Annotated in this window: 9 protein-coding genes and 1 pseudogene; 6 read left to right on the top strand and 4 right to left on the bottom strand. The window is 42.7% G+C overall.

Translation table 11 applies throughout. The features are described 5' to 3' along the window. Positions 1-274: 274 nt before the first annotated feature. Complete coding sequence (ribD, locus tag HUN01_RS17490) at positions 275-1,489, top strand: bifunctional diaminohydroxyphosphoribosylaminopyrimidine deaminase/5-amino-6-(5-phosphoribosylamino)uracil reductase RibD (protein ID WP_181932320.1); 1,215 nt, start codon at positions 275-277, stop codon at positions 1,487-1,489. Positions 1,490-1,552: 63 nt separating this feature from the next. Here the strand turns inward: ribD and HUN01_RS17495 are convergent, their stop codons facing one another. From HUN01_RS17495 to HUN01_RS17505, 3 genes are all read right to left on the bottom strand, one after another. Next, complete coding sequence (locus tag HUN01_RS17495) at positions 1,553-1,771, bottom strand: hypothetical protein (protein WP_181932321.1); 219 nt, start codon at positions 1,769-1,771, stop codon at positions 1,553-1,555. A gap of 367 nt (positions 1,772-2,138) precedes the next feature. Beyond that, entirely contained in the window at positions 2,139-3,977 is a 1,839-nt protein-coding gene (locus HUN01_RS17500) for a serine/threonine-protein kinase (RefSeq protein ID WP_181932322.1), read from the bottom strand. A gap of 367 nt (positions 3,978-4,344) precedes the next feature. Continuing rightward, positions 4,345-5,397, bottom strand: coding sequence for a tellurite resistance TerB family protein (locus HUN01_RS17505; protein ID WP_181932323.1), 1,053 nt, complete (start codon positions 5,395-5,397; stop codon positions 4,345-4,347). 977 nt (positions 5,398-6,374) lie between these two features. Here HUN01_RS17505 and HUN01_RS17510 point away from each other — a divergent pair. After that, the gene (locus HUN01_RS17510) at positions 6,375-8,303 is read left to right on the top strand and encodes an alpha-amylase family glycosyl hydrolase (protein ID WP_181932324.1); all 1,929 of its coding nucleotides are present in this window, start codon (positions 6,375-6,377) and stop codon (positions 8,301-8,303) included. A 317-nt stretch (positions 8,304-8,620) separates the two neighbouring features. Here the strand turns inward: HUN01_RS17510 and HUN01_RS17515 are convergent, their stop codons facing one another. After that, positions 8,621-9,025 carry a hypothetical protein gene (locus HUN01_RS17515; protein ID WP_181932325.1) on the bottom strand — a complete coding sequence of 135 codons (405 nt, stop codon included), beginning with the start codon at positions 9,023-9,025 and terminating at the stop codon, positions 8,621-8,623. A 192-nt stretch (positions 9,026-9,217) separates the two neighbouring features. On the opposite strand from HUN01_RS17515, the gene ppsA reads away from it, so the two are divergent. The 4 genes and pseudogenes from ppsA to HUN01_RS17535 all read left to right on the top strand — a co-directional run bounded on the left by ppsA (position 9,218) and on the right by HUN01_RS17535 (position 13,325). After that, the gene (ppsA, locus tag HUN01_RS17520; protein WP_181932326.1) at positions 9,218-11,719 is read left to right on the top strand and encodes a phosphoenolpyruvate synthase; all 2,502 of its coding nucleotides are present in this window, start codon (positions 9,218-9,220) and stop codon (positions 11,717-11,719) included. A 97-nt stretch (positions 11,720-11,816) separates the two neighbouring features. Beyond that, positions 11,817-12,156: pseudogene (locus HUN01_RS17525) on the top strand (element excision factor XisH family protein). Next, positions 12,126-12,485 carry a XisI protein gene (locus HUN01_RS17530; protein ID WP_181932327.1) on the top strand — a complete coding sequence of 120 codons (360 nt, stop codon included), beginning with the start codon at positions 12,126-12,128 and terminating at the stop codon, positions 12,483-12,485. The pseudogene HUN01_RS17525 and the gene HUN01_RS17530 overlap by 31 nt, the downstream one beginning before the upstream one ends. A 147-nt stretch (positions 12,486-12,632) precedes the next feature. Continuing rightward, positions 12,633-13,325 carry a GNAT family N-acetyltransferase gene (locus HUN01_RS17535; protein ID WP_238846303.1) on the top strand — a complete coding sequence of 231 codons (693 nt, stop codon included), beginning with the start codon at positions 12,633-12,635 and terminating at the stop codon, positions 13,323-13,325. The last annotated feature ends 86 nt before the right edge of the window (positions 13,326-13,411 follow it).

A 13,411-nucleotide genomic window follows, 5' to 3' on the forward strand; every position in this document is an offset into this window, starting at 1 on the left:
CCCCCTGCTTTCTGCCTTTCTTTGTAACCCATCTCATACCATTTTGGATTTTAGATTTTGCGATCGCGTAGCATGTCGGAGACAAAAGTTTGTCGCAAGATCCTGTCAGCTACGGCTGCTACACGGCGATAGCAAAACGTTTCGTAGAGAGCATCTGCTCCGCTTTCCCGTACTCCTGCCTGAATATTACTGTTTATATCAGGATTAAAGCGCGATTCTCCTGTGGAAAGGCTGGGCGATCGCGTGCAGAATATTTACAGTATTGCTTAAAATTATGGATAATTTCCCAGTGGTCGCTCAAGCAGATGCATCCTTACCAAATCACACTCAGGAAAATATACATCTAGTGGAGTCAGCAGTTGGATCGAATTCACCACCGAAGGAAAAGGTAGGAAGTGACTTTGACTCTCGCATGATGCTGCGGTGTTTGGAACTTGCTCGCCGTGCTTTAGGGCGTACTTCGCCAAATCCGCTAGTGGGAGCGGTGATTGTCAAGGATGGCGAGATTGTCGGCGAAGGGTTTCATCCCCGCGCAGGTGAGCCTCATGCAGAAGTGTTTGCTTTGAAAGCAGCAGGCGATCGCGCTCGTGGTGCAACAATCTATGTGTCACTCGAACCTTGCAACCACTACGGACGTACTCCCCCTTGTTCGGAAGGATTGATCGAAGCAGGGGTGGCAAAAGTAGTAGTGGGTATGGTTGATCCCAATCCCCTGGTAGCTGGAGGTGGAATTGCCCGTTTACGTGCGGCGGGGATCGAAGTGTTGGTAGGAGTAGAAGAGTCAGCTTGTTGTCAACTAAATGAAGCTTTTATCCATCGCATTCTCTACAAGCGACCTTTGGGAATTTTAAAATATGCCATGACTTTAGATGGCAAAATTGCCACTACCTCTGGTCACAGTGCTTGGGTGACAAGCCAAGAGGCCCGCAATGAAGTACATCAGTTGCGGGCGGGTTGCGATGCCATAATTGTCGGTGGTAACACAGTCAGACAAGATAATCCTTATTTAACCAGCCATCAGGTGGAGGCACATAATCCCCTGCGGGTGGTGATGAGTCGCCATCTCAACTTACCGGAAAGTGCCCATTTGTGGCAAACTGCGGATGCTCCAACTTTGGTGTTGACACAAGAGGGTGCTAATCCCGACTTCCAAAAACTGTTGCTCAAGCAGGGGGTGGAAGTGGTTGAATTAACGTCACTTACACCAGATAAGGCAATGGCGTACTTATATGAACGGGGTTTTTGTAGCGTGTTGTGGGAGTGTGGTGGTACCTTAGCTGCTAGTGCGATCGCTCAAGGAGCAGTGCAAAAAGTTCTAGCATTTATCGCCCCGAAAATCATTGGTGGTAGCATTGCTCCCACACCTGTGGGCGATTTAGGTTTTACCACCATGACTGAGGCGTTGTCTCTAGAACGTGTTCGTTGGCGTGTAGTCGGCTCTGACTGCTTAGTGGAAGGTTATTTTCCCCAAAAAGCCAATAGTCAATAGTAATAATACTTGACTATCAATCAATTCATCGTGATTTTATGTTGGCGTAGCCCGCCGTAGGCATCATGAACACTGACGTTCATGGGCCATATCACGTATAAGGGCTAGCCGAGATTGAATGTAGTGGCACAGATAATCAGTTTCGTTAGAATCTAACAACACTTGCGTTTCGGTTTGTTTCACTAACCACTGTACCAAGCTAGCATCATCCAGTTGTAAGAGGAGCTTGGCTTGGGCAGTTTCAACCACTGACCAAAGCTGACGCATAATTGTAGGAGTCATCAGACCTCAATTGAATAATTTAGCTTTGCTGTCTTCAGATTACACAATTCCAATCGCACTTTACGACATGAATGTAGAACCTGAGACAAGTATTATTAAAAACTTAATAATGATATTTATAACTTTATGAAGATTAAGAATTTAAAACTCAGTTTGAAAACGGGTATTGGGCATTGGGCATGGGTTTAGTTGCAAAACCTAGAAAACAAATGCACTAATTCTAAAAATTGGGTTTTTGTGATTGTGAAGACTGAAACTGTCTTGATTGTAGAGCAATAAAGACAGTTTTTTAAGAACTATATTGAATACTAAATCTGTGTTAAAGGATACAAAAATCTAACTTTTGAGAACAGTGTTTCCCAGGACATTAACATCTTTTACCTGTAGATGGATTCACAAAATCATGTAAATCTGCATCCCAAATGCTGATGTAAATAAAATCACATTGTTGGCGGATTATCTGACCTTTAACTGAGCCATTCTGAAAACTAAAATTATCAGACTGGCGCTTTTGTACCTTTTTGAGTCCCTGCTTAATTTCTTCAGTGGCTTGCCCACTTAACATTCCATTCAAGGTAGCCTCCATTAGCTGTGGATCTACCGATTGGGCAAAAGATACCTCAGTTTGACGCAGCACTTTAGAATTACGATCAAATAGGTAGCCAAGGTCAATTTTGTTTGGCACTAGTTTGTAAACAACGGCACGAGTCTTGCCCCATGCGCCTCTTAAATCTTGATTTGGTTTGCCGAGGGTAGCTTCTACCGTGCTTCTTGATGTACCTGTAGGAAATGCGGGAACACTTTGGCTGCTGTTAGTGGCAGCTAATTTACTCGGTGACTCATCATTCTTCTGTGGTTGCGAAGGTGCTTCTGGTGTGGGAGGTGTAATATTCTCTGGTTCTGGCTGTGGTGTAGAACGCACTTCTGCTGCTGGTGTATCTGATGTTACAGGCTCTTTTTCTGGCTGTGGTTTAGATACAACTGGGGGATTAAAGATTGGCAAAGGATCGGGAATTACTGGCTGTCGTGATGGTGAAGCGGGTACAACTGGAACTGGAGAAGTTTGGGAAGAAACAGACGGTTCGGGAGATGCAGGATCGGTAGGCAAAGATTCTGGCGATCGCGTGGGACTTGTCGCAATAGTTGTTTCTGGTTGTTGCTGACGAGTCATATTAGAAATGGCGACTGCACCAAGCAAGCTACCTACCAGCAAAGTACCAACAATCACAGCAGGTTTTTGCCAGTTTCCAGGAGTGGAATACCCTGGAATCACAGAATTTTTTTGTGGGGAATACAATGCCTGGGTTTGTTGAGTCGATGCAGCAGGGGGAGAAAAACTGACTGTGGGAGTATTTGCAGCTAACTCAGGAGGTATATTATTACCAGATTGCAAGGCATGTAGCATTTTACTGGCAGTGCTGTAGCGATCGCCAGCATGAGGCTTAATTGCCTGATTGAGTACCTCCGCCAATTGGGAAGAGACATTAGGGACGTGTTGCTGCCAAAGTATTTCCCCAGTTTTCAGATCGGTTATTAGTTCTTGTGGATGTTTGCCAGTCAGTAGATAAATCGCCGTTAAGCCTAAGCTGTAAATATCAGTGGCGTAAACTGGGCGGCCAACGGCTTGTTCGCTAGGCATATATCCAGGCGTACCAATGACAAGCGATCGCGTCGGCTGTCCTGGAGAATTCACCACTGAACGGATTGTTTCTTTAACTGCACCAAAATCAATCAAAACTGGCTTACCATCCCCAGAACGGAGAATAATATTATCTGGCTTGATATCCCGGTGAATAATGCCTTTGCTGTGAACATAATCTAAGACCCAAAGCAGACTCAAGAGAATTTCCCGAACAGCAGTTTCAGTCTCAAATCCTTTGGCTTCGATAATTTTTGTCAGGGTTTGACCGTGAATCCATTCTTGGACAAGGTAAAATTGCCCGTTTTCAGAAAAGTAGGCGTAGAGTTTCGGAATTTGGTGACTACTTTCACCCAAATACTCCAAGGTTGCTGCTTCCCGTTCAAATCGCTGTTGGATCAGTTGGTAGGTTTGCGGGTCATTATTGGTTATTGGTTTTAGTTGCTTAATCACGCAGCGACGGCGAGAAGGCATGTGGACATCTTCTGCTAGAAAGGTTTCGCCAAACCCACCAGCGCCGATTACCTGGATAATTTGATAGCGATTGTTCAGCAGGGTTATTGTCATGAAAAATTACAAGTGTAGATACCCAGTGCGAAGCCAGAGATTTTCTGTTTTCTCCGGGCTTGTCGTCAGACATCGCCCTTTCCAAATGTACATCAGATAAGTTGATGAGTTATAGACACTGAATTGAGGACATCATCTGTTTTCAATACCAATTAAGAAAAAATTAAGTGTTTGAAACCCACGGAGGTGGGTTTTGCTTGTCTAGAAGCGGGTTATAACCGCCGATTTTAAAAGTATGTTCTTCTATTTTTGACCCTTTTTTGGGGTGACATTTGCGTACAAGCATAACGTTTTTAATGCAGGTAAATGCATTAAAAATGCAGAGTATTGCCAAATTTGATTTGCGACAAATTAATGAAATGCTGTACTAAGTAAACTCTATAGTTTCAACAAACTCTAAAATACTCTCCTTGATGTCTTCGGCTTCTTCTTCAACAGAATCGGGAGTTTCGCCGTTGAGAAAACTGTGCTGACTACTAACTATATACAAAAATTCACCACTGATAAAGGTGAGCAGTCCCCGATACGCATCTAATCTGATTGCAGTTCCATTATTTTCTTGCTTAGAAATCGTCGAACCTTTGGGCATATCGATCAACACATAGTAAGCGCCTCGCAAAGTATTTTCCAGATATTCGGTATACTCCACCGAAGCATCTGGTACATTGACAAAAATCGCTTGGGGTACATACTTGTCTACTAAAATTGTTTGTAAATATTCTTCTTGTCCAACAGACTCCAGTTCCTCTAACTGTTCTAGAGGGAAAGGATAATAATCGATTCTTAGCAAAGTACCAACGTCATCAGAAAAGCCAACTACTCCTTCCTGGCTTTGAATTCTACCGCCTTGTTGCGGATCAACTGGAATCGGCACAGTAAAATTACCTAAAGGAGATTGATATGTCTGTTCAGTAAAATCCTCTATGACTACTGTTTCATCTTCATCATCGTCTGCATATTCTTCGTCTTCTGCTTCTTGAAAGGCTGCAATTACCTCCTTGATGATTTCCTCCGCTTCTTCATCCTCAAGTTCCAAGGCTACTTGTAGCTTTTTGAGGTAGGCTTGTTTCGGTTTGGGGATGGCGAGTTCATCATCTAAAAGCACGATTACCCCAGCAGCAAAACCATCCAGCACTAATTCATCAGAAAGAGATACTTTGGCGACATTAAACAAAGGCCCGATTCCCTCTTCTTCTGCAATGGCGAGGAGTCTATCAACTATTTCTGCGATTTCATCTTCTGAGTATTCCTCAAAGACCTCGAATTCCCAAAGGATACCAGCTAAACTTTCTGCATCTACATCTTCAATCGATGAATCAGCGATCGCGGTGACAGTTGCGATCGCCGCCACCGCTTCTTCTGGACTGAGTGATTCTTCTGATGTCTTTGGTGAGTTAAAAACCTTGTCATATTTGGTCATAATTGCTACCTAAATTAATTGGTTGATAGTAATAATAGATTGAAAGTGACAATGGTCAGTTTACCTTACTCAGTGCTGAGTGCTGAGTAAGGTTTGAGAGTTTTCCCCATAAGCAAGTGGCGTGGTGGTTTTTTAACTCAGCACTCTTCACCAATGAAGCAAATCTTCTAGAAAAAAAGTTCGCTAATATCTGGTTTACTTGGTATTGCTCAGGTGTAACGAAACCTTGTTGACAGCTAATCTCCAGCGCCAATTGAGCCTTGCTGTAATCCACTCCACAAACTCCTGACTTACCCTCTGATGATTTGAGACATACAGGAAGCGATCGCGATATTTTAGTAAAAACTTGAATCTAAGCAGTAACCTTGGTGTCCTTACTCTCCCCAGGATGCCTGGTATTTCATAGTAATTCAAGTGAGCGCTAATCGAGTCTTTCAAATGGTAGTAATTGACAGGGTGAACTTGATCAAGTTTGCATTCCATCAGGTTATTAGCCAGGTGTTGACTTCGCAGTACAAATTCTGATTTCAACACAGAAGAAATTGAGGCTATACGGTTCGGGTAAGCGTTTTCACTTTCCTTGTGGTCTGAGGAAAGGGGTAAAGGATGTATTCAAAACCTTTCCTCTTGTCCCTTTCTCCTTTAACCGAACCGTATTGGGAGTTTAGATGTTATAAAATCTGTTGTCGAATATACACTTAAACCAAGCTAGGCTCAGTATTTACCGCAGGTGACTTTAACGAGATATTGTAAATTTTTGTTATCAAGCAATTACTGTTAATAACTGCTATATTCCTTTATTTTTATCCTCTAGCAGATGAATTATGTCTACCGATAGAATTATAAACTAGCTAGCGATAGATACCTACACCGTAGGCAGGATGTCACAATACCGAAGTTTGTAGCGACACACAATACTCAAAACGTTGTACTGTTGTTTCTACAACTGTGAATTACATGAAATTTTGAGTTTTTTTATGGTAAAAACCCCTCCATCCCAGTTTTCACCAGATCAATATAAAGTTGATTCTGCACAAGAAAAAGTAGAAGCTATCATAGAAAGCCCACCCTCAGAAACTGAGATTGACTTAGAGTTTCTTTACACCAGAGATATTGAATTTCGTCAGGAAACTATTTACTTTCTTGTGGTAGATCGCTTTTATGATGGCGATCCAGATAACAGCGAAGGTGTAAACTCAGAACTGTATGATCCAAATAGACAAGATTGGGGTAAGTACTGGGGTGGCGACTTGCAAGGTGTCATCGACAAATTAGACTATCTTAAAAACATGGGAGTGACAGCCATTTGGCTGACTCCACTATTTGAGCAAGTAGAAGAATTATTTATTAGCAATGCCGCGATGCATGGCTATTGGACAAAAGATTTTAAACGGATCAATCCTCGCTACATTGCCGATGGAGAGAATCCTTCTTTAAATGCTACCCAAGAAGAAAAAAATACGACCTTTGATCGGTTAATTGCAGAACTGCACAAGCGGAATATGAAGCTGGTGCTAGATATTGTCTGCAACCATAGCAGCCCTGATACCAGCGGTAGCAAAGGGGAATTATATGATGATGGTGTGAAAATTGCTGACTTCAATGATGATGTCAATCATTGGTATCACCACTATGGTGAAGTGCAAAACTGGGAAGACGATTGGCAAGTGCAGAATTGTGAACTAGCTGGTCTAGCAACCTTTAATGAAAACAATACAGAATATCGGGAGTATATTAAGTCAGCTATTAAACAATGGCTAGACAGAGGTGTAGATGCACTGCGGGTTGATACTGTCAAGCACATGCCGATCTGGTTTTGGCAAGAATTCACTGGCGAGATGACGAATCACAAACCAGATGTATTTATTTTTGGTGAATGGATTTACAGTAATCCTAGTGACGATCGCTCCGTAGAATTTGTTAACCACTCAGGTATGACACTTCTAGACTTTGGACTGTGTGTAGCAATTCGAGCCGCACTAGGGCAAGGTTCAGAAATGGGATTCCAAACAATTCAATACATTTTTGATCAGGATTATCGTTACAACGGGGCAACAGAGTTAATCACTTTCATCGATAACCATGATATGTCCCGCTTCCAATCGCTGAATCCTGATCCAGCGATGTTGAAAGTAGCGATCGCCTTAATCATGACATGTCGCGGTATTCCCTGCATTTACTACGGTACAGAACAGTATTTGCATGACGACACCGATGGCGGTAACGACCCGTATAACCGCCCGATGATGGAAAATTGGGATACTGAGAGTGAGATTTATCGTTGCATCAGGTTGCTATCTGGCTTACGGCGACTGAATCCTGCTGTATCAATGGGTAGCCACTGGCAAAAATACTTAACACCTGATATTTACTGTTATGTACGCCGCTATCGTGACTCTCTGTGTTTTGTAGCTTTAAACCGGGGAGGAGAAGTTACTCTCCCAGAAGTAGAAACAGAATTACCTGATGGGGAACATACTTGCGTGGTGACTCGCAACAAGTATGAAGTGAAAGACGGCAAGATTTATAACCTGGTACTAGAGGAACGGGGAGTGCTTGTTTTCAGCCACGTTGGCGAACGGATTAAAGCACAGACAATTGTCCGCGTCCAACTCAATGGCGTAGATACCCAACCCGGTGAAATCATTGTGGTGACAGGAGATTGCCCAGAGTTGGGTAACTGGGATATCAGCAAAGCATATCCTTTAGAGTACATCAACTCGAACACCTGGTCTGCCGAGATTCCCTTTGATGAGAGTGCTGGTAAGCTGATTGCTTATAAATATGCCATGTGGCGGGAAGGGCGATCGCCTCTGCGCGAAAATTTGGTAAATCGTCGCTGGGTGATTGCCAAAGAAGGCACTGTCAAATGGCGTGATACCTGGGCATCGGGAAGAGAATCTTAGAAATATAGAAGATTTGATAATTTATCACAAAGACGCGATAAATCGCCGTCTCTACAAAAGACCGATTATTGTAGAGACGGCGATTCATCGCGTCTTTTGCCTTAACCGAACCGTATTGAGGGCTATATAGCATTCATTGCACGCAAACCACGATTATAAATACCTGATCTCAAATCCAATATCTAATTTTTTTGCTATGGTGATCCCAAAGGAATTGTTAACTGCTTACGAGGTGTAGATCAAGTGATTAGTTGATTCTGTAGTATAAAATACTGCAAGCTGCACATAAAAATTATCTATAAAGTGCATCTGTTTTGTTACTTAGTAGGTTGGGAAATACGCGTTTCAATATCTTCTAACGTTTGTAACAATAAACGAGTTGCCTGCAATTTCCAACCCCATTTCTGAATTCTATAAGCTAATACAGTCCCAACTACAGACGCTAATAAGCCTATGGGTTGATTTAAAGAAATTCCCAATAACAAACCCAATCCAGCAATTCCCCAAAATGGTAAAGCTACTGCTTGTCTTTGTTCTTCTACAATTTGAGTAATTATATTAGATTTCATAGTAGCAAGTAATGCCTGTTTGACTTGCTGCTGTTCGTCTGCCGATACTGTTAAACCTATTTTACGGCGTAGTTTTTCCATTTTACGGGCATCAGTGCTGTATTCAGTTAGCTCATCTTCTGCCATTTTCAACAGTCGTTCTAATTGCGCCATCGTGAATTGTGTCTGGTATTTTTATAAAGTAATTAACCCGAATAATTGTTAATTTTTATTGCCTATTGCCTTGTATTTCCTTGCTAAATCTAAGACTACGCGACAACATCAAAAATCTAAAATTGAATATGGGAAAAATATAGTACGAGTTATGCACTTACAAGTTGAGTATAAACTTAAAAGGTAATATTTATGGCTACAGTATCTAAAAGCACTTTATCTCTATCTGCCCAAGAGCGATCGCTCATTCTCTGGTTTGATGAAGTTGGTATTGCTGATATACCCGTAGTTGGTGGTAAAAATGCCTCACTGGGCGAAATGATTCAACAGCTAACGCCCAAAGGCATTAATGTTCCCACGGGATTTGCCACCACTGCTTACGCTTATCGTTATTTCATTCAATCAGCCGGCTTAGAAGCAAAGCTACGTAAACTCTTTGCTGACTTAGATGTTGAAGATGTGAAAAATTTACGAGAACGGGGGAAAAAAGCGCGATCGCTCTTAATTCACACTCCATTTCCTGTAGAATTGCGAGAGGCGATCGCTACAGCCTACCAAAGTCTATGTGAACGATATCATGCAGAGACAGATGTTGCAGTCCGTTCTAGCGCCACCGCTGAAGACTTACCCGATGCTAGTTTTGCCGGACAACAGGAAACTTATCTCAACGTTGTCGGTGCTGAAGGAGTTTTAGCAGCTTGTCATAAATGCTTTGCTTCCATATTTACCGATCGCGCTATTTCTTATCGTCATGCCAAGGGATTTGACCACTTTAGCATTGCTTTAGCTGTGGGCGTACAAAAAATGGTGCGCTCTGACTTGGCAACCTCTGGGGTAATGTTCTCCATTGACACAGAAACCGGATTTAAGGATGCGGCACTAATTACAGCCGCCTATGGTTTAGGCGAAAATGTTGTCCAGGGGTCTGTAAATCCAGATGAATACTATGTTTTTAAACCAACTTTAAAAGCTGGTTTCCGCCCAATTATCGATAAAAAATTGGGCAGTAAAGAACTGAAAATGATTTATGATGACGGTTCCAAATTTACGAAAAATGTTTCGGTTTCGCCCAGTGAAAGAGGCAAATTCGCTCTGAGTGATGAAGAGATTTTACAACTAGCAAATTGGGCGTGTTTAATTGAAGACCATTATTCTCAAGTCCACGGCATATCTACTCCAATGGATATCGAGTGGGCAAAAGATGGCATTACTAACCAACTTTTTATTGTGCAAGCGCGTCCCGAAACCGTCCAGTCGCAGAAGACGGGAAATGTCTTGCGGAGTTATCGGTTGTTATTGGGGAATCGGGAATGGGGAATCGGGAATGGGGAAAAATCTACCCACTCCCCACTCCCTGATTCCCAATCGCCACTCACCCTTGTTACCGGACGTGCGATTGGAGAAGCAATTAGTCAAGGGAAAGCCCGCCTAATTTTAGATGTTCAGAAACTAGACCAGTTCCAAGCCGGGGAAGTTTTGGTGACAGAGAGAACCGATCCCGATTGGGAACCAATTATGAAACGCGCCAGTGCAATTGTCACCAATTCTGGTGGAAGGACATGCCACGCCGCAATTATTGCGCGAGAATTGGGTGTCCCTGCGATCGTGGGATGCGGCAATGCTACAGAAATCTTGAAACCTGGTCAAGAGGTAACAATTTCTTGCGCTGAAGGGGAAGAAGGAAAAGTTTATGCAGGCTTATTACCTTTTGAAGTTGAAGAAGTTCCTTTAGAGAACTTACCCCGCACCCGCACTCAAATTTTAATGAATGTAGGTAATCCCCAAGAAGCACTAAGTTTATCCGCAATTCCCAACGATGGCGTAGGTTTAGCGCGGACAGAATTTATCATCGCTAACCAAATCCAAATTCATCCAATGGCGTTGATTCACTATGACTCATTAAAAGATGAATTTGTCAAAGCTAAAATTGCTGATATTACCTCGCTTTACGACGAAAAACCCCAATATTTTGTAGATAAATTAGCCCAAGGCATAGGTAGAATTGCAGCGGCATTTTATCCCAAACCAGTAATTGTCCGAACCTCAGATTTCAAAAGTAATGAATATGCCAATTTATTAGGTGGGCGACAGTTTGAACCCCATGAAGAAAACCCAATGCTGGGTTGGCGAGGAGCGGCACGTTACTATGATGAAGGCTACAGAGAAGCTTTTGCCCTAGAATGTCATGCCATCAAAAGGGTACGGGAAGACATGGGTTTGACAAATGTTATTCCGATGATTCCTTTTTGTAGGACTCCCGATGAAGGGCGTTTGGTTTTGGCAGAGATGGCAAAAAATGGTTTAAAGCAGGGAGTTAACGACTTGCAGGTTTATGTGATGTGCGAGTTGCCCAATAATGTGATTATGGCTGAGGAGTTTGCTGAGGTATTTGATGGCTTCTCCATTGGTTCTAATGACTTAACTCAGTTGACACTGGGGTTAGATAGAGATTCGGCATTAGTGGCGCGGTTGTTTGATGAACGCAGCCAGGGTGTGAAGCGAATGGTAAAAATGGCCATAGAAGCGGCGAAAAAATGCGATCGCAAAATCGGCATTTGTGGACAAGCACCCAGCGATTATCCAGAATTTGCTCAATTTTTGGTGGAACAAGGAATTGACTCGATTAGTTTGAATCCAGATTCGGTCTTAAAGACAATGCTGGAAGTGGCAAAAGTCGAGAGTAGTAATTCGTAATTCGAGTAATTTATGCCAGCTAAAGACCGTTACCACCAGAACGTCAATAAATGCCCTAATCAAAGATGACTGGACGATTACCGACGATCCATTTCATTTGAAGTGGGGAAAAAGGGATATGTATGTTGACTTGGGTGCAGAGAAATTGATTGCTGCTGAAAAGGAAGGACAGCAGATAGCCGTTGAGATTAAAACGTTTCGCAGCGTGTCGGACATGACTAATCTTGAACACGCGCTGGGACAACCGCTCTGTAATGAGTAGAACCAATCCCGATCGCGTCCTCTATCTTGCCGTTCGGGACGAAGTATACGCCGATATCTTTGATGAGCCAATTGCTAAACTTTTGGTAGAAGATTACAAAGTTCATATTGTTCTATTTCAGCTAGAGCAAGAGGTTATTTTTAAATGGATACCTTGGAGCAATACAGGCAGTTGATTCGGAATATTCTGATTGAACATACAAAAATCCCCTTCAGCACTGGCGATATTCAATTTGAAACAGTTTTCGACGGCGAACAAGACCGCTACCTCTTGATGATTTTGGGAAGAGAACCAGCCTATGACTTGTCTCCTACTGTGACTCGTCGCGTTCACGGCTGTCTGATTCACATTGATATTATTGATGACAAAATTTGGATTCAACGTGATGGGACTGAAGAGGGGGTAGCAACGGAACTGGTTAGGGCTGGTGTGGCGAAGGATCAGATTGTATTGGGATTTCGGTCTGAAGAACTGCGGAAAGATTCAGAATTTGCTGTTGCATAACCAACGGTAGCTGAACTTTGGAATAACTACCCATAGCATAGCGATCGCCATATTTTGTTTGTGTAATTGTCTACAACACTTTTGACTGCTCAACCATAAGTATCTTAGTATTTTGCAGAATGGCGATTTAGTTTAGTCAAAAGTAAGATGACAATCCTTTTGGAAACCGAACGCTTGATCATTCGCAGTTGGATACCCGAAAGCGATGCCAAACAAGCGTTTGCAATTTACAGTGATCCAGAAGTTACGCACTTTCTTGGTAAAGCTTCTCTCGTTACAAGTGTTGAGTCACAGCGTCAACGTTTGATTGACAACATCGAGCGATTCCACCGACGCAACAATGGTACTGGATCTTGGGCAATTGTCGAAAAGGAAACTACAACAATTGTGGGAACTATCCTTCTTAAACAATTGCCCGACAAAGATGATTTACCCACTCAAGATTATGAGGTAGGCTGGCACTTACGGCGAGCTTCTTGGGGTAAAGGGTATGCAACAGAAGCAGGACAAGTTATGCTCAACTACGGATTTAGTGTTCTGAACCTGCCATTAATTTATGCCGTAGTGAAGCCAGAAAATCATGCTTCAATCCGTGTAACAGAACGATTGGGTATGAAACCAGTGGGACGGACAAACAAATATTACAATATTGAATTACTCCTGTTTCAACTAGATGCACCTGAAGAGTGGAGGGAAAACAGGGGGGCAAGGGAGTGGAGTTCAAAACCTCATCGACGAGTATTAAAGACTCATCAGCGAGTATCAAAGACTCATTCACGAGTATCAAAGACTCATCGGCGAGTATCAAAGACTCATCGGCGAGTATCAAAGACTCGTTGACGAGTATCAAAGACTCATCCCCTATTCTCAATGCCCAATGCCCAATGCCCAATGCCCAATGACAAATGACAAATGACAAATGACAA

The sequence above is a fragment of the Nostoc edaphicum CCNP1411 genome (assembly GCF_014023275.1).
Taxonomy (GTDB): Bacteria; Cyanobacteriota; Cyanobacteriia; order Cyanobacteriales; family Nostocaceae; genus Nostoc; species Nostoc edaphicum_A.